Annotated in this window: 14 protein-coding genes; 7 read left to right on the top strand and 7 right to left on the bottom strand. The window is 69.6% G+C overall.

Annotation, left to right across the window (positions count from 1 at the left end):
* Window positions 1-78: 78 nt before the first annotated feature.
* Complete coding sequence (locus tag RS83_RS02035) at window positions 79-1,542, top strand: MFS transporter (protein WP_045277847.1); 1,464 nt, start codon at window positions 79-81, stop codon at window positions 1,540-1,542.
* 176 nt (window positions 1,543-1,718) lie between these two features.
* Here the strand turns inward: RS83_RS02035 and RS83_RS02040 are convergent, their stop codons facing one another.
* From RS83_RS02040 to RS83_RS02060, 5 genes are all read right to left on the bottom strand, one after another.
* Window positions 1,719-3,254: an alpha-N-arabinofuranosidase gene (locus tag RS83_RS02040; RefSeq protein ID WP_045277848.1), complete on the bottom strand. Its 1,536-nt coding sequence runs from the start codon at window positions 3,252-3,254 to the stop codon at window positions 1,719-1,721.
* Between the two features lie 39 nt (window positions 3,255-3,293).
* On the bottom strand, window positions 3,294-4,205 hold the full coding sequence (locus RS83_RS02045; protein ID WP_045277849.1) for a carbohydrate ABC transporter permease: 912 nt from the start codon (window positions 4,203-4,205) through the stop codon (window positions 3,294-3,296).
* The gene (locus tag RS83_RS02050; protein WP_045277850.1) at window positions 4,205-5,161 is read right to left on the bottom strand and encodes a carbohydrate ABC transporter permease; all 957 of its coding nucleotides are present in this window, start codon (window positions 5,159-5,161) and stop codon (window positions 4,205-4,207) included. Before RS83_RS02050 ends, RS83_RS02045 begins: the two co-directional genes overlap by 1 nt.
* Window positions 5,158-6,495 carry an extracellular solute-binding protein gene (locus tag RS83_RS02055; RefSeq protein WP_045277851.1) on the bottom strand — a complete coding sequence of 446 codons (1,338 nt, stop codon included), beginning with the start codon at window positions 6,493-6,495 and terminating at the stop codon, window positions 5,158-5,160. Before RS83_RS02055 ends, RS83_RS02050 begins: the two co-directional genes overlap by 4 nt.
* Window positions 6,496-6,708: 213 nt before the next feature.
* Complete coding sequence (locus RS83_RS02060; RefSeq protein WP_045277852.1) at window positions 6,709-7,755, bottom strand: LacI family DNA-binding transcriptional regulator; 1,047 nt, start codon at window positions 7,753-7,755, stop codon at window positions 6,709-6,711.
* Window positions 7,756-7,833: 78 nt separating this feature from the next.
* On the opposite strand from RS83_RS02060, the gene RS83_RS02065 reads away from it, so the two are divergent.
* Window positions 7,834-9,093 (top strand): FAD-binding protein, encoded by a 1,260-nt coding sequence (locus tag RS83_RS02065; protein WP_045277853.1) that lies wholly within the window; start codon window positions 7,834-7,836, stop codon window positions 9,091-9,093.
* A gap of 145 nt (window positions 9,094-9,238) precedes the next feature.
* Here the strand turns inward: RS83_RS02065 and RS83_RS02070 are convergent, their stop codons facing one another.
* Entirely contained in the window at window positions 9,239-10,084 is an 846-nt protein-coding gene (locus RS83_RS02070) for an NAD-dependent epimerase/dehydratase family protein (protein ID WP_045277854.1), read from the bottom strand.
* Window positions 10,085-10,141: 57 nt separating this feature from the next.
* On the opposite strand from RS83_RS02070, the gene RS83_RS02075 reads away from it, so the two are divergent.
* The 5 genes from RS83_RS02075 to RS83_RS02095 all read left to right on the top strand — a co-directional run bounded on the left by RS83_RS02075 (window position 10,142) and on the right by RS83_RS02095 (window position 16,243).
* Complete coding sequence (locus RS83_RS02075; protein ID WP_045277924.1) at window positions 10,142-11,179, top strand: LacI family DNA-binding transcriptional regulator; 1,038 nt, start codon at window positions 10,142-10,144, stop codon at window positions 11,177-11,179.
* Window positions 11,180-11,251: 72 nt separating this feature from the next.
* Window positions 11,252-11,971 carry an L-ribulose-5-phosphate 4-epimerase gene (locus tag RS83_RS02080; protein ID WP_045277855.1) on the top strand — a complete coding sequence of 240 codons (720 nt, stop codon included), beginning with the start codon at window positions 11,252-11,254 and terminating at the stop codon, window positions 11,969-11,971.
* The gene (locus tag RS83_RS02085) at window positions 11,968-13,593 is read left to right on the top strand and encodes a xylulokinase (RefSeq protein WP_045277856.1); all 1,626 of its coding nucleotides are present in this window, start codon (window positions 11,968-11,970) and stop codon (window positions 13,591-13,593) included. The genes RS83_RS02080 and RS83_RS02085 overlap by 4 nt, the downstream gene beginning before the upstream one ends.
* A 96-nt stretch (window positions 13,594-13,689) precedes the next feature.
* A complete protein-coding gene (gene araA / locus RS83_RS02090; RefSeq protein ID WP_045277857.1) occupies window positions 13,690-15,204 on the top strand; it encodes an L-arabinose isomerase in 1,515 nt (504 codons plus the stop codon).
* Between the two features lie 121 nt (window positions 15,205-15,325).
* The gene (locus RS83_RS02095; protein WP_045277925.1) at window positions 15,326-16,243 is read left to right on the top strand and encodes an aldose 1-epimerase family protein; all 918 of its coding nucleotides are present in this window, start codon (window positions 15,326-15,328) and stop codon (window positions 16,241-16,243) included.
* Window positions 16,244-16,382: 139 nt separating this feature from the next.
* Here the strand turns inward: RS83_RS02095 and xylB are convergent, their stop codons facing one another.
* Entirely contained in the window at window positions 16,383-17,687 is a 1,305-nt protein-coding gene (xylB, locus tag RS83_RS02100) for a xylulokinase (RefSeq protein WP_045277858.1), read from the bottom strand.
* Window positions 17,688-17,693: the final 6 nt, after the last annotated feature.

Consider the following 17,693-nt stretch of genomic DNA (forward strand, 5'->3'; position numbering starts at 1 on the left):
CAATCCTGTGCGTCGGGCTCGTGGGGAGGAGTAAGACGGATGCCGGGGCGATGGCGTTCCCCGTGAGAAGGAGGCTCCATGTCTGCATCCGACGTGTCCGTCAAAGAGGTCAGGTCGCTCGTCCCGGCACGACTCGACCGCCTGCCGTGGTCGCGATTCCACTGGATGATCGTCGTCGGACTCGGGTTCTCCTGGATCCTCGACGGCCTCGAAGTGCAGATCGTGGCCGCGAACGGCTACGCGGCCACGCTCGGCATGGGGCCGGCCGAAGTCGGCCTCGCTGGCACGTGCTACCTGCTCGGGCAGGTGTTCGGGGCGCTCGTCTTCGGCCGCCTCACCGACCGCCTCGGTCGCAAGAAGCTCTTCATCCTGTCGCTCGCGGTGTATCTCGTCGGCTCCGCGGTCGCCGGCCTGGCCTTCGCTCCGTGGTTCTTCTACATCTGGCGGTTCGTCGCCGGAGCGGGCATCGGCGGAGAGTACGCCGCGATCAACTCGGCGATCGACGAGATCATCCCAGCGAAGTACCGCGGTCGCGTCGACATCGCCATCAACGGGACCTACTGGGGCGGCGCCGCCCTCGGAGCGGTCGCGAACATGTTCTTCCTGAACACCGACATCCTCCCGGCCGACATCGGCTGGCGGCTCAGCTTCTTCCTCGGCCCGGTGCTCGGCCTGCTCATCATCTGGCTGCGTCGGCACATCCCGGAGAGCCCGCGCTGGCAGATGACGCACGGACGCGAGGATGCCGCCGAGCGCAACGTCGACGACATCGAGGAGCGCATCCGCAGGGAGGGCAAGGACATCCCTCCGGTCGACGAGAGCAAAGCCATCACCGTCAAGGAGTACGGACAGGTTCCGTTCCTCGTCATCGTGAAGGTGCTGTTCCGGAAGTACCCGCGGCGCACCCTGGTCGGCATCACCATGATGGTGACGCAGTCGTTCCTCTACAACGCGATCTTCTTCACGTACGCGCTGGTGCTCGAGAACTTCTACGACACCCCGCCGGCCTCGGCGTCGCAGTACTTCATCATCTTCGCGGTCGGCAACCTCGCCGGCGCGCTCGTGCTCGGCCACTTCTTCGACACCTGGGGTCGGCGGAGGATGCTGTTCGCGACATACACGCTCGCCGGCGGCATCCTGCTCGTGAGCGCGTTCCTGTTCAACGCGGGCGTCCTGAACGCCGGCACGCACACGGCGTTCTGGTGCGCATCGTTCTTCTTCGCCTCGGCCGGAGCATCCGCTGCCTACCTCACGGTCAGCGAGATCTTCCCGCTGGAGCTGCGCAGCCAGGTGATCTCGTACGTCTTCTCGATCGGTCAGCTCGTCGGCGCGGTGGCGCCGGTGCTGTACGGATCGCTCATCGGCCAGAGCGCGGAGACGGGAGACCGCGGCCCGCTGTTCTGGGGGTACGTGCTCGGCGCGGCGATCATGATCTTCGGTGGGATCATCTGCGGCATCTTCGGGGTCAGCGCTGCGGGGAAGTCGCTGGAGGACATCGCCGATCCGCTGTCATTGGTGGAGTCGGGGAAGATGCGCACGTAGCCCTTCGACAGGCTCAGGGACCCAGCCCTTCGACAGGCTCAGGGACCCAGCCCTTCGACAGGCTCAGGGACCCAGCCCTTCGACAGGCTCAGGGACCCGGCGGGGGCAGGGACCCAGCCCTTCGACAGGCTCAGGGACCCATGGGTCGCTGAGCCCGTCGAAGCGTCGGACACGGCTCAGGCCCGCGTCACCTCGAGCTCGATGACCGACCACGACAGCGCCGGCAGGGTGGCCCGCACGGCACCGCCGACGACCTCGGCTGCACCGAGCGGCACCATGTGCACGCTGTCGGGCGTCGTCTCCAGGTTCGACGTGTGGCGGTCACCGCCCTCCGGCACCGTCAGCGTCTCGGCCTGACGCAGGCGCACATCGCCGAGTCCGTGCAGGTCGATCGTGAGGTCGTTCGCCTCGTCGAGCGAGCGGTTCGCGACGAACACGACCAGCCGGCCGGTCGCCTCGTCCCAGGTCGCCGCCGCGTCGATCGAGTCGACCCCGCCGTAGCGCTTCGTCTCGATCTGCGGTGCGGTGACCGCGAGACGCAGGATGCGGCCGGTCGCCAGGCGCGCCATGCGCTCGAAGGGCCAGAAGCTCGTCTGCCGCCAGGCGGATCCGCCCTCCTCCGAACGGATCGGCGCGATCACGTTCACGAGCTGCGCCTGGTTCGCGATCTTCACCCGGTCGCCGTGTCGCAGCAGGCTGTTCAGCAGGGTGCCGACGACAACGGCATCGGTCACGTTGTACGTGTCCTCGATGAGTCGCGGATGCTGCCGCCACCCTGCCTTCTCGATCTCCTTCGCCTCGATGTCGTTGTAGCGCACCTGGTCCCACACGTTCCACTCGTCGAACGAGATGTCGACCTGCTTGGTGTGCTTGCCGGCGGCCTTGACCGCATCGACCGTCGCGATGACGCCCTCGATGAACGCGTCCATGTCGGTGGACTCGGCGAGGAACGACTCGGCGTCCCCGTCGTGCTCCTGGTAGTACGCGTGCATCGAGATGAAGTCGACCTCGTCGTAGGCGTGCGAGAGCACCGTGTGCTCCCAGCTGCCGAAGGTCGGCATCGAGCGGCCGGATGACCCGACCGCGACGAGCTCGATCGAGGGGTCGACCAGGCGCATCGCCTTGGCGGACTCCTGCGCGAGCCGGCCGTACTCGGTGGCGGTCTTGCCGCCGATCTGCCACGGGCCGTCGAGCTCGTTGCCGAGGCACCACAGCTTGATGTCGAAGGGCTGCTCCGCGCCGTTCTTGCGACGCAGATCCGACCAGTACGTGCCGCCGGGATGGTTCGCGTACTCGACGAGCGCACGGGCCTCCTCGACGCCGCGGGTGCCGAGGTTCACGGCCTCCATGACCTCGACGTCGGCCTCCTTCGCCCAGTCCATGAACTCGTGCAGGCCGAAGGCGTTGGTCTCGATCGTGTGCCAGGCGCCGTCGATGCGCACCGGCCGATCGGCTGCCGGGCCGACTCCGTCTTCCCAGCGGTAGCCGGAGACGAAGTTGCCGCCGGGGTAGCGGACCACGGTCGGTCCCATCTCCTTCACCAGGGCCAGCACGTCCTGCCGGAACCCGCGCTCGTCCGCCTGCGGGTGGCCCGGCTCGTAGATGCCGGTGTAGACGCAGCGCCCCATGTGCTCGACGAACGAGCCGAAGAGTCTGCGGGGGACATCGGCGATCGTGAAGTCGCGGTCGATGGTGATGCGGGCCTGAGACATTGCTCTCCTTGTATCTGGCTCTGTGGCCGGGTGGGGGGACTACTGACCGCCGAAGCCGCTGGTCGCGACTCCCTTGACGATCTGCTTCTGGAAGATGATGAACACGATGATGAGCGGCAGCGCCGCGAGCACGGCCTGGGCCATGACCTGCGCGTACTGCACGCCGTAGGCGCTGATCACCGTCTGGAGTCCGACCGGCAGCGTCATCAGCGTGGTGTCGTTGATGACGAGGAACGGCCAGAGGAAGTTGTTCCAGGCGCCGATGAACACGAAGATCGCGACGGATGCCAGGATCGGCCGCGACAGCGGCAGCACGATGGACCAGAAGATGCGCAGCCGGCTCGCACCGTCGACGCGCGCAGCATCCTCCAGCTCGATCGGGATCGCGTCGAAGAACCGCTTCAGGATGAACACCATCGCGGGTGCGACGACCTGCGGCAGGATCAGACCCCAGTACGTGTCGATCAGGTTGAACGCGAGCATCTCGTAGAACAGCGGGATGATCAGCACCTGCGGCGGCACGACGATCGAGGCGATGATCACCACGAACAGCCATTTGCGTCCCGTGAAGTCGAGGCGCGAGAAGGCGTAGGCGGCGAGGGCCGAGATCGTCAGCGTGATCAGGGTGATCGCCACCGAGGTGAACAGGCTGTTGAGCGCCCAGGTGTACACGTTGCCCTGCGAGAGGATCGCGGTGAACGCCTCGATCGTCGGACCGGTCGCACCGATCCATCCGGGATCGCCGGATGCGGCATCCGTCTCGGTCTTGAAGGCGGTCGCGACCGCCCAGAGGAACGGCAGCAGCCAGCCGATCGCGAGCAGGGCCAGCACGATGAACGCGGTGACGCGCAGCGGGCCGAACGGCTTCTGGCCCGGCAGGTGCGGACGGCGGGAGCGGGTGGGCTTCGGGACCGTGAGCGTCTCGGTCGGCGTGAGGGTGGTGGAGGACATCAGAACTGCTCCTTCCGGCGGCGCGAGATCAGGGCCTGAACGACGCCGAGGATGACGATGAGAGCGAAGAAGACGTACGAGATGGCTGCCGAGTATCCGAATCGGTAGCTCACGAAACCGGCCTCGTAGATGTACTGCACGATGGAGCGGGTGGTGTCGCTCGCGACCCCGCCGAGCATCTGGTACGCCTGGTCGAACAGCTTGAGCGATGCGAGGATCTGCAGGATCAGGATCAGGACGGTCGCCGGCCCGAGCTGCGGGAGCGTGATCGACCAGAACTGACGCCACGCGCCGGCACCGTCGAGGGATGCCGCCTCGTACTGCTGGGCCGGGATGTTCTGCATGGCCGCGAGGTACAGCAGGAAGTTGAAGCCGACGGTCCACCAGACGGTCGCGATCACGATCGAGATCATGTTCGTCTCCGGGTTCTGCAGCCACGCGAGCGGCTCGAGTCCGAAGAACTCCAGGATGTTGTTCGCCGCGCCGATCTGCGGGTTGAAGATCCAGACCCAGATCTGCGAGATCACGGTCGAGGCGAGCAGGTACGGCATGAAGAACGACAGCCGCCAGAGCCACTGACCGGGGAGCCCGCGATCGACGAGCGCCGCCATCAGCAGCGCGATCGCGACGAGGGGCACGGTCGAGAGCAGGGTGAACCAGACCGTGTTCCACATGGACTGCCACATGATCGGGTCGGTGAGCGCCTCGGCGTAGTTCGCGAATCCGACGAAGCCGCCGCCGGCGCCGGTGAGCGACTGGTCGGTGAAGCTGAGGTAGATGCCGTGGATGATCGGCCAGGCGAGGAACAGCACGAACGCGATCAGGAACGGTGCGAGGAACACCCAGCTGACGAGCTGCTCGCGGTTGCGGGAGCCGGCACGACGAGCCCGGAAGTCGGATGCCTTGCCGGTGACGATCGTGCGGGTGTCGTCTGCATTGGAGGTCGCGGTGCTCATGCGTTCCACTTCCCCTCTGGGTCGGCCGGATTCGGTTGGGCGAGCAGGGTGTTGACGCGTCGTTCGAAGCGGTCGATCGCGGCAGCCGGGTCGTCGCCGTTCAGCAGCACGCCCTGCACCGCTGCGCCGAACTCGCCCTGGAAGCTCGATCCTGAGCCGGTGAACCACGCGGTCGGGTCGTACACGACGTGCTCGGCGGCCTCGGCGTAGTGCGCCTGAGGGATCAGGTCGTCGTACTCGGGAGACTGCGTGACCGGCAGGAACGCTGGGATGTGGCCTGCCTCGGCCCAGCCGAACGAGTTCTTCAGCATGTCGGCGACGAACTGATACGTCAGGTCGCGCTTCGCCGGATCGGCGTTCGCCTGGTGCGGCAGCACGAACGAGTGCGAGTCGGCGTAGACCGCTGGGGTGCCGTAGAGCGTCGGGATCATGGTCGCGTCGAACGGGAGGTCGGCGGCCTGCATCGTGCGCAGCTCCCACACGCCGGTCATCAGCATGCCGCTCTTGCCGGTCGCGAACTCGGCGATCGCGCTGCCATAGTCGTTCTGCGCCGCGGCGATCTCGCCGTCGAGCAGCGTCTGCATGAAGGTGAGCGATTCGACCGCGGCATCCTTGTCGATCACTGCCTTGCCGCCGATCGGCAGCTCCATCGTGAGTCCGTGCTGCGCGTACAGCCCGTAGAAGAGGCGCCACATCTGGGCGCCGTCGCCGAGATAGCCGTAGGAGAGCGCGTGGCCAGACGCGGTGCCGCTCACGGTGCGCAGCTGGTCGAGGAACGCTTCCGGCGAGTTCGTCGCCTGCAGCCTGCCGTCGGAGTCGAGCACGCCGGCCGCATCGCAGACATCCGTGTTGAACATGAGCACGAAGGGATGCGCATCGAGCGCGACGCTGTACATGTGCTCGCCGACGAAGCCCTTCTCCCAGATCGGCTTCGGGAAGGTCGACTCGTCGACGCCCAGCTCGGCGAGGCGGTCGAGGTCCCAGGTGTCGAGCAGGCCGCCGGGTGCCCAGCCGACCGTGCGGGTGGCGTGCATGATGGCGACGTCGGGTGCGCGGCCACCGGCACCGGCCATCGCGAGCTTCGTGTAGTACGGCGTGCCCCAGGCGAGCACGGTCGGACGGATGCGGAACGCGGACTGCGCGCCGTTCACCTGATCGAGCAGCGACGACATCGTGACGCCGTCACCGCCGGAGAGCAGATGCCAGAACTGCAGGGTCTCGGTGCTGGAGCCGGAGACGGCCCCGGGGGCGCAGCCGGCGAGGAGCGCCGTGCCGGCGGCGAGTGAGGCGGCAGTGAGGAACTGCCTGCGGGACAGATCGAGCGGGGGCGTCATCGTCACTCCTTCGTGACCGTGAGGTGGACGCCCCATCATTACATCGATGTAATCGGACGCGCAAGCGGGAGATCGGGCAGGCGCGGCGGCTTCCGGTCGCAGTTGCTGCCGCTGCGGCATCCGCTTCTCGGTTCCGGTCGCAGTTGCTGCCGCGTCCTTGCCGCGGAGGCGACACGAAGTGCGACCGGAACGAGCGGCGGGACGGATGCTGCGTCAGGGGCGATAGCCGGCGGGGCGCCCCTGGGTGCTCGCGCGCTCCAAGAGCTGGTGCGACAGGGTGAGCGACCGGGGAGGGGCGCTGCGGTCGTCCATGCGCGACTCGAGGAGTCCGAGCGCCGCGACGGCGAACGCCCGGCGGTCGAATGCGACCGAGGTCAGTGCCGGTGAGGTGAACCGCGAGAACTCGACGTCGTCGAAGCCGGTCACGATCACGTCGTCGGGCACGCGGATGCCGTTGTCATGCAGCGCGTGCAGGGCGCCGAGCGCCAGGGAATCCGTGAACGCCACGATCGCGTCGAACGGCACGCGGCGGGCGAGCAGCGTGCGCACGGCATCCGCTCCGCCGCCCATCGACCACGGCAGCCGGTTGATCTCGAGCGCCGGATCGCGGGGGATGCCGACCTCGCGCAGCGCATCGTGCACGCCCTCGAGGCGCAGGCGGCTGGTGGCCGTCGCGGCGGATGAATCATCGTCGGCGCCGACGACCGCCACCCGCGTCGCGCCTCGCGACAGCACGTGGCGTGTGGCGTCGGCGGCGGCCTGCCTGCTGTCGATGCGCACGTGGTCGGCGCGGTTCTGCTCGACCTCGCCGATCACCACGAGCGGCGGCAGTCGGTCGGCGTACTTCAGGACGCTGTCCTCGAGGCGGATCGGGTTCAGGATCAGCCCGTCGACCAGGTGCGCCCTGGCGCGCGAGACGAGTTCCTTCTCCCGCTCCGGCTCGGAGGCGGTCTCCTCGATCTGCACGGCGAGACCCCGCGCGTGCGCTGCCTCGACGATGCGGTGCACGAGTTCGGCCGAGAACGCCGTGGCGAGGTCGGGGAGGGCGACGGCGATGATGCCGGAGCGTCCCTTGCGCAACCCGCGGGCGCTGAGGTTGGGCACGAAGTCGAGCTGTGCCATCGCGGATTCGACCTTGGCGCGCGTGTTCTCGTTCACCGGAACGGTGCCGGTGACCACGTTCGAGACGGTCTTCGTCGAGACCCCGGCCAGCGCAGCGACGTCTTTCATCGTGGCGCGGGGCGGCGGCATCGCTGTCATCCGGTCAGCCTATCGGCGGGGCTGTCATCGGGCGCAGTACATCGATGGAGAGACCGGAGGCGTGGCTATCATGGCGCCATGACCACCGAACACAACTGGGCAGGCAACCTCACGTACCGGGCCTCGACGATCGCACACCCCGAGTCGGTCGACGAGCTCCGCGGACTGCTCGCGCAGGGTGGACCGGTGCGGATGCTCGGATCGCGGCACTGCTTCAACGACATCGCCGACACCGACGGCGTGCTCATCGCGCTCGACCGGTTGCCCCGAGTGTTCGAGATCGACCCCACGAGGACCGCCGTTCGGGTGTCGGGCGCCGCGCGCTACGGCGACATCGCCCCACTGCTCGACGCCGAGGGACTCGCGCTCGCCAACCTCGCCTCGCTGCCGCACATCTCGATCGCCGGCGCCATCGCCACCGGCACCCACGGCTCAGGCGACGCGATCGGCTCGCTCGCCAGCGCGGTGCGCGGTCTCACCATCCTCACGCCCGCCGGAGAGACGCGGACGCTGGAGCGCGGCGACGACGACTTCGACGGTGCCGTCGTGAGCCTCGGCGCGCTCGGCGCCGTGCTCGACGTGACACTCGACGTCGAGCCGACGTACGAGGTCGCCCAGCACGTGTTCGAGCACCCGAGCTGGGATGCCGTGCTCGCCGACTTCGACGAGGTGACCTCGATCGGCACCAGCGTGAGCCTCTTCTCGACCTGGGAACGCACCGACTTCGTGGACCAGATCTGGGTCAAGCAACGTCAGCCCGAAGCGCGAGAGGCCGCGCGGGAATCGCTGTTCGAGCGACTCGGCGCCGAGCCGGCGACGAGCAAGCGGCATCCGATCCTCGGCGTCGATCCGATCGCCTGCACCGAACAGCTCGGTGTCGCCGGCCCCTGGTTCGAGCGGCTCGCGCACTTCAAGCTCGAGTTCACCCCGTCGGCCGGCGCCGAGATCCAGACCGAGTACCTCGTGCCGCGCGCCGACGCGGTGGCGGCGATCCAAGCCGTGCGCACGCTCGCCGGGCAGATCGCGCCGCTGCTGCTCGTGAACGAGATCCGCACCGTGCGATCGGACGACCTGTGGCTGAGTTCGTCGAACGGGACGGATGCGGTCGGCATCCACTTCACCTGGAAGCCGGAGGAGGAGGCGGTCCGCGCGCTGCTGCCGACGATCGAGGCGGCGCTGCCGGAGACCGCCCGCCCGCACTGGGGCAAGGTCTTCACGCTCGACGGCGCCGAGACGCGCTCGCGGTATCCGCGGTGGGATGACTTCGCCGCGCTCGCGGCCCGCTTCGACCCGGAGCGCCGCCTGGTGAACCCGTACCTGGAGCGCCTCGGGCTGTAGCGGCTCCTTGGGGCGGGCCCTTCGACAGGCTCAGGGACCCAAGGGGCGGGCCCTTCGACAGGCTCAGGGACCCATGGGGCGGGCCCTTCGACAGGCTCAGGGACCCATGGGACCCAGGGGGCTCAGGGGCCGAGGGGGCTGCCCGCTACACGTGGTCGCGCCAGGAGTGCTGCGGGTCGTACCCGAGCACGCGGCGGGCCTTGTCGATCGACAGCAGCGTCTCGTTCGCGCCGAAGGCACGCTGCACCGGCACGTCGGGGAACACCTCGGCGAGCAGCTCGTCGTTCGGTCGCGACATCACGGTGTCGGCCGCCGCGATGATGAACCTGTCGAACCCGGGGGCCGCGTGCTCGAGCGCACGCTGCACCGCCTGGGCGCCGTCGCGCGCATCGATGTAGCCCCAGAGGTTCCACTTGCGTCGAAGGGCGTCGGCGTCGAAAGAGGGGAACTCGGCGTAGTCCTCCGGCACCATCACGTTCGAGAATCGCAACGCGGTGATCGACACCTCCGGGTGCCAGCGCATGAGCTCGGTCGCCAACTGCTCCTCGAGCGTCTTCACGAGCGAGTACACCGACTCGGGTCGCGCCGGGTAGTCCTCATCGACCGGCACGTAGGGCGGCGGCACGTCGAACGGCAGGCCGAGCACGGTCTCGCTGGAGGCGGCGACGATACGGCGGATGCCGAGGCGCACCGCCGCCCAGAACACGTTGAACGTGGCCGGCATGTTGTTGTGGAAGGTCGCGACATCGCTGCGGATGCCTGGCGCCGGGATCGCCCCGAGATGCACCACGGCGTCGATGCCGTCGTGCCGATCCCCGACCGCGGTGAAGGCGTCGACGACCTGGCCGTAGTCGGTCAGGTCGACCTGCACGAAGTCGGGTCCGCGGGTGCCGGTGACGTCCATGCCGATGACCTCGAAGCCGTTCGCGCGGAGTTCCCGTGCGACGACGCTGCCGAGCTTGCCGGATGATCCAGTGAGAGCGATGCGCATGTGACCAGCGTGCCACGGCGACGGGCCCGTGGCTCCGGTCGTCGTACACTCGTCGGCGTGAGTGACACCAGCAGCGACCAGCGCCGACCGATCGGTGTGCGAGACGTCGCCGCCCGCGCCGGGGTGTCTCGGCAGACGGTGTCACGCGTGCTGAACGATCACCCTGACGTCGCCGCCGAGACCAAGGAACGCGTGCGCGCCGCGATGGCCGAGCTCGGGTATCGCATGAACAACGCGGCCCGCGCCCTCGGCACCCGCCGTTCGCGGACGCTCGGGGTCCTGGCCTCCGATGCGCTGCAGTACGGTCCCTCTCGCAGCCTCGCCGCACTCGAGGCATCGGCGCGCGAGGCCGGGTACTGGGTCAGCGCCGCCTTCGCGGATGCCGCAGATGCCGCAGCCGTCGTCGCGGCGGTCGATCACCTCGTCGTGCAGGGCGTCGAGGGCATCGTCGTCGTCGCGCCGCACACCCAGACGCTCGAGGCGCTCGCCGCCCTGCGTATCGATGTGCCGGTGGTGACCCTGCACTCCGCCGGACTCGGCACCACCGGACTCTCGGTCGACCAGGCGGCAGGGGCCCGACTGGCGGTGGCCGCGCTCGCCGATGCCGGGCACACCCGTATCGCTCATCTCGCCGGTCCCGTCGACTGGCTCGAGGCCGAGTCACGTGCCGTCGGCTACGCCACCGAGCTCGCCGCCCGCGGGCTCGCCCCCGGCCCGGTGATCGCGGGGGACTGGTCGGCGGGATCGGGCCACGCCGCGGTCGATGCCGTGCGCCGCTCGGGCGCCACCGCGGTGTTCGCGGCCAACGATCAGATGGCGCTCGGGCTGTTGAGCGCCCTGCACGAGGTCGGGCTCGCCGTGCCGGGCGACGTGAGTGTCGTCGGGTTCGACGACACCCCCGATGCTGCGTACTACTGGCCGGCGCTCACGACCGTCCGCCAGGATTTCGAGGAGCTCGCCCGCCGCGCGGTCGCCGTCGTGATCGGCGCTGCGGATGGTGCGGCATCCGCGCTCGCCCCGGTCGCCCCCGTCCTGGTCGCACGCGCCTCGGTCGCCCCGCCGCGCACGGGCCAGCCGGGCGACCCGGCGCCTTGACGTGCCGAACCCGCCCGTGACAGACTTCTGTGACCGGTCACAGTGGCCGGATCCGACCCACCTGAGGCAGCTGTGAGCAACGACGCCCCCACCTTCGATCCCGCCGTCGAGCGCGCGATCGCCACCGTCCGGGCAGATGTCGCCCGCCTGCACGGCGAACTGGTCCGCTACGGCCTGATCGTCTGGACCGGCGGCAACGTCTCGGGCCGAGTGCCCGGCGCCGACCTGTTCGTGATCAAGCCGAGCGGTGTGAGCTACGACGACCTCACGCCCGAGAACATGATCCTGTGCGACCTCGACGGTGCCGTGATCCCTGGCACGCCGGGCAGCGAGCGCTCCCCGTCGAGCGACACCGCAGCGCACGCCTACGTCTACCGCCACATGCCGGCCGTCGGCGGCGTCGTGCACACGCACTCGACCTACGCCGTGGCATGGGCCGCGCGCGGCGAGGAGATCCCCTGCGTGATCACCGCCATGGCCGATGAGTTCGGGGGCCCGATCCCGATCGGCCCGTTCGCGATCATCGGCGACGACTCGATCGGGCGCGGCATCGTCGAGACGCTCAGCGGCCACCGATCCCGCGCGGTGCTCATGCAGAACCATGGTCCGTTCACGATCGGCAGCGACGCGAAGGATGCCGTGAAGGCAGCCGTCATGGTCGAGGATGTCGCGCGCACCGTGCACCTCGCCCGCGAGGCCGGCCCGCTGATCCCGATCCCGCAGTCCGCGATCGACAGCCTGTTCGACCGCTACCAGAACGTGTACGGCCAGAGCGAGGACACCCGGCGATGACCCTTCCGCAGAGCGCAGCGCCCCAGGCCGGTGGACAGGGATCCGCCGCCGACGACATCCGCGAAGCCCGCACCAGCCTCGGCATCGAGCTGGGCTCCACCCGCATCAAGGCGTGCCTGATCGGGTCCGATGCGACCGAGGTGCTCGCCACCGGCTCGTTCTCCTGGGAGAACCGCCTCGAGGACGGCCGCTGGACCTACGCGATCGACGAGGTGTGGTCGGGGCTGCAGTCGGCCTACGCGGCGCTGATCGACGACGCGCAGGAGCGCCACGGTATCCGCCCCGAGACGTTCGGTGCCATCGGCGTCTCGGCCATGATGCACGGCTATCTCGCGTTCGACGGATCGGGCGAGCTGCTCGTGCCGTTCCGCACCTGGCGCAACACGAGCACCGGTGCCGCATCCGCCGAGCTGGGTGAGCTGTTCGGCGTGAACATCCCGTTGCGGTGGTCGATCGCGCACCTGCACCAGGCAGTGCTCGACGCCGAACCGCACATCGCGCAGCTCGCGAGCGTCACCACCCTCGCCGGCTACGTGCACGAGCAGCTCACGGGCGAGCGGGTGCTCGGCGTCGGCGATGCCTCAGGGATGTTCCCGATCGACTCCGCGACCGGCGACTACGACGAGCGGATGCTGCGCGCCTACGACGCCCTCATCGGCGACCGGCTGCCCGCACCTGTCGCACAGCTGCTGCCGGCCGTGCTCCCTGCCGGCGCGGCTGCCGGCACGCTCACGCAGCACGGCGCCGCGCTCCTCGACCCGAGCGGCGCGCTGCGCCCCGGCATCCCGCTGTGCCCGCCCGAGGGCGACGCCGGCACCGGCATGGTGGCCACGAACTCCGTCGCCCCCCGCACCGGCAACGTCAGCGCCGGCACGAGCATCTTCGCGATGGTCGTGCTGGAGCATCCGCTGGCCGAGGTGCACCACGAACTGGATCTCGTCACCACACCGGCGGGCGACGCGGTCGCCATGGTGCACTGCAACAACGGCGCCAGCGAGCTCGCGGCCTGGGCTGGGCTGTTCACGCGCTTCGCTGCGGTCGCAGGCCAGCCGGTCAGCGACGATGCCGCCTTCGATGCGCTGTTCCGCGAGGCGCTCGAGGGTGAGGCGGATGCCGGTGGGCTGATCGCCTACAACCACCTCGCCGGCGAGCCGATCGCCGGACTGCTCGAGGGGCGCCCGCTGTTCGTGCGCACGCCGGAGAGCGCGTTCACGCTCGCGAACTTCATGCGGGCCCAGGTCTACGGCGTGTTCGGCACGCTCGCGCTCGGCATGCAGGTGCTCGCGGCCGAGGGCGTGCAGCTCGACCGGATGTTCGCGCACGGTGGCATGTTCCGCACCGCCGGGGTCGCACAGCGGTTCCTCGCCGGCGCACTCGACGCACCCGTCGCGGTCGGCGAGCTCGCCGCGGAGGGTGGCGCATGGGGCATCGCGGTGCTCGCGTCGTATCTCTCGCACGCCGGTGACGTGTCGTTGGTCGAGTACCTCGATCAGCGCGTCTTCGCCACGGCATCCCTGTCCACCGTCGACCCCGATCCGGCGGATGTCGCCGGCTTCGCCTCCTACCTCGACCGCTACCGGGCTGGCCTCGCCATCGAGGCCGCCGCCGTCGACTCGCTGTAGCGCTTCGACAGGCTCAGCGACCCAGTTCCCGGCCAGCGACCAACTCCCGGCCAGCGACCCAGTTCCCGGCCGGCAACCAACTCCGAAAGGCACCTCATGGCACTCACCACCTCCCTCGACGGCTACGAGGTCTGGTTCCTCACCGGCAGCCAGCACCTGTACGGACCCGAGACGCTCGCGCAGGTCGCGACGCAGTCGCAGGAGATCGCACGGCTGCTCGACGAGTCGTCCGAGGTGCCGGTCAAGATCGTCTGGAAGCCGGTGCTGACGGATTCTGCCGCCATCAAGCGCACCGCGCTCGAGGCCAACGCCGACGACCGCGTGATCGGGCTCGTCGCCTGGATGCACACGTTCAGCCCCGCGAAGATGTGGATCGCCGGTCTCGACGCGCTGCAGAAGCCGCTCGCCCACCTGCACACGCAGGCGAACGTCGAGCTGCCCTGGGCTGACATCGACTTCGACTTCATGAACCTGAACCAGGCCGCGCACGGCGACCGCGAGTTCGGCTACATCCAGACGCGCCTCGGCGTGCCGCGCAAGACGATCGTCGGGCACGCCTCCGACCCGCGTCTTCGGCGCGAGCTGGGCACCTGGCAGCGTGCGGCTGCAGGACTCGCGGCATCCCGCGACCTCAAGCTCGCGCGCTTCGGCGACAACATGCGCTTCGTCGCGGTGACCGAGGGTGACAAGACCGAGGCCGAGCTGCGCTTCGGCGTGCAGGTCAACACGTGGGGCGTGAACGAGCTGGCGGATGCCGTGGCCGCGGCATCCGCTGCCGACATCGATTCGCTCGTCGCCGAGTACGAGGAGCTGTACGAGGTCGCGCCCGAGCTCCGCCGCGGCGGTGAGCGGCACGAGTCGCTGCGCGACGGCGCGGCGATCGAGATCGGGCTGCGTTCCTTCCTGGAGGAGGGCGGCTTCGGTGCGTTCACCACCTCGTTCGAAGACCTCGGCGCGCTGAAGCAGCTGCCCGGCCTCGCGGTGCAGCGCCTGATGGCTGAGGGCTACGGCTTCGGTGCCGAGGGCGACTGGAAGACCGCGATCCTGGTGCGTATCGCGAACGTCATGGGCTCGGGGCTCCCCGGCGGTGCGAGCCTCATGGAGGACTACACCTACGACATGACGCCGGGCGACGAGCTGATCCTCGGCGCGCACATGCTCGAGGTGTCGCCGTCGCTCACGACCGCGAAGCCCACGCTCGAGATCCACCCGCTCGGCATCGGGGGCAAGGACGACCCGGTGCGCCTCGTGTTCACGGCCGACCCCGGCCCCGCGATCGTCGTCGCCCTCAGCGACATGCGCGACCGGTTCCGTCTGACCGCGAACGTGGTCGAGAACGTGCCGCCGCGGGCCTCGCTGCCGAAGCTGCCGGTCGGTCGCGCAGTCTGGAAGCCGCAGCCCGACTTCACCACGAGTGCTGCGTCCTGGCTCACCGCCGGCGCTGCGCACCACACGGTCATGTCGACTGCGGTGGGCCTCGACGCGTTCCGTGACTTCGCCGACATGGCCGAGATCGAGCTGCTCGTGATCGACGACAGCACCACGCTGCCGGAGTTCCAGCAGCAGGTCCGCTGGAACCAGGCGTACTACCGCCTGGCGCAGGGCCTCTGATGCCTCGGTCCCTGAGCCCGCGCCCCCACCCTGGGTCCCTGAGCTTGTCGAAGGGCCCCCACCCTGGGTCCCTGAGCCTGCGTTCCCACCCTGGGTCCCTGAGCCTGTCGAAGGGCCTGTGATGCTTCCCCGTTCCGGTCGCCAGCTTCGCCTCGCCGCCCACGGCTACGAGGCGAACATCGCGAGCATCGGTGCGACGCTGCGGACGCTCACGATCGACGGCCGCGACCTCGTCGTGCCCTTCGGTGCGGATGAGGTGCGTCCGGGCTACCGCGGCGCGACGCTCGCGCCGTGGCCGAACCGCATCGTCGACGGCCGGTACCGTTTCGAGGGCGAGGAGCTTCAGCTGCCGCTGACCGAGCCCGAACGCAGCCACGCGCTGCATGGACTGCTCGCCTGGGCCGAGTTCGAAGACCGGCTCGTGCTCGACGACCGGGTCGTGCTGGCGGCGGTGATCCTGCCGCAGACCGGGTATCCGTTCCGCGTCGAGGTCGAGGTCGAATACCGGCTCGACACCGATGGTCTGCACCAGACGGTGACGGCGCACAACGTCGGGGCTGATGCTGCGCCCTGGGGGACCGGGCCGCACCCGTACCTCGTGGCTGGACCCTCCGGGCGGGTGGACGACTGGACGCTCACCCTTCCGGCATCCGAGGTCCTCACCGTCACCCCTGACCGGCTGAGCCCCGTCGCGGTCGAGCCCGTGACGGAGCATCCGGAGTGGGACTTCCGCACGCCGCGCCCGATCGCCGACGTCTTCATCGATCACGCCTTCACCGAGCTGAGCCGTGCAGACGGGGTCGCCGAGGTGCGCCTGACTGCCGCCGACGGTCAGGGTGTCGGCATGGCGTGGGACGAGCGCTGCCCGTGGGTGCAGGTGCACACGGCCGACACCCCGGCACGTCAGGAGACGCACCGCATCGGCCTCGCGGTCGAGCCCATGACGTGCCCGCCCGACGCCTTCAACTCCGGTGTCGACCTCGTGACGCTCGCTCCCGGTGCGACGCACGCGGCATCCTGGCGGATCTTCGGCATCTGACGGCACTGCCGCTGTTCCGGTCGCGATTGCTGCCGCTCCTCGGATGTCGAGGCGGCAGCAATCGCGACCGGAACAGGGGAGTCGGATGCCGAGGCGGCAGCAACTGCGACCGGAACCGCGGCGGCGGCCCGCGCCCTGCCTAGACCAGCCCGGCGGCCTGTCGCGCAGCGCCGAGCGCGACGTATTCGCCCGCAGCCGGAACCTCGACCGGGATGCCGAGCACCAGCGGTGCGATCTCCCGCACGGCAGCCGACTGCGCGCCGCCGCCGATCAGCAGGGCCCGCCGCAGCGGCACCCCTGCCGCACGCAGCGCATCGAGCCCGGCGCCGAGTCCTGACAGCATCCCCTCGACCGCGGCCCGTGCCAGGTTCTCGCGCGTGGTCGAGGCGAGCGTCATGCCGCTGAGCGTCGCGGTCGCATCCGGCAGGTTCGGAGTGCGCTCTCCCTCGAAGTACGGCACCAGCGTCAGGCCGTGCGATCCGGCAGGTGCCGCGAGTGCGAGTCGGCTGAGCTCCTCGTGATCCACGCCGAGCAGTGTCGCCGTGACGTCGAGCACCCGCGCCGCGTTCAGCGTGCACACGAGCGGGAGGAAGTGGCCGTCGGCAGACGCGAAGCCGGCGATGATGCCGGACGGATCCGCCGACGGCTCCTGGCTCACCGCGAAGACCGTGCCGCTCGTGCCGATCGACACGACGACGTCACCGGGATCCGCGCCGAGGCCGAGCGCGGCAGCGGCGTTGTCGCCGGCACCGGGAGCGACCGCGCGTCCGGCCGCATCCTGCACCGACTCCTCGGCGCCGAGCACGCGCGGCAGCACCGCATCGTGCCCGAGTGCGGCGACCAGCAGCTCCCGGTCGTATTCCCCGGTCGCGGCGCTCCAGTATCCGGTGCCGGATGCATCGGATCGGTCGGTCACGAGTTCCTCGAGCACCGGGCCGAGCGGCGCAGCATCCGCCCCTGCAGGCCCGTACCCCCGCAGTCGCCAGGTCAGCCAGTCGTGGGGGAGCGCGACCGCCGCGACCCGCTCTGCGTGCTCGGGTTCGTGGTCGCGCAACCAGCGCAGCTTCGAGATCGTGAACGATGCCACCGGCACCACACCGGTGCGGTCGGCCAGTTCCTGCGCGCCGAACTCCGCGACCAGGTCGGCCGCGGCATCCGCCGACCTGGTGTCGTTCCAGAGCAGTGCGTCACGGATGACGGTGCCCGACGCATCGAGCGCCACCATGCCGTGCTGCTGTCCGCCGATGGCCCACGCGCCGATGCCGTCGAGTCCGCCCGCCCCGGCGATCGCCGCGTTCAGCGCGGTCCACCACGCGTTCGGGTCGACGGAGGTGCCGTCGGGGTGTGCGGCACGACCGCTGCGCACCACTGCAGCCGTCTCGGCGTCGACCACGACGACCTTGCACGATTGCGTCGAGGAGTCGACGCCGAGGACGAGTGCCATCAGCGG

The organism is Microbacterium oxydans, assembly GCF_000956525.1.
Classification (GTDB): Bacteria; Actinomycetota; Actinomycetes; order Actinomycetales; family Microbacteriaceae; genus Microbacterium; species Microbacterium oxydans_A.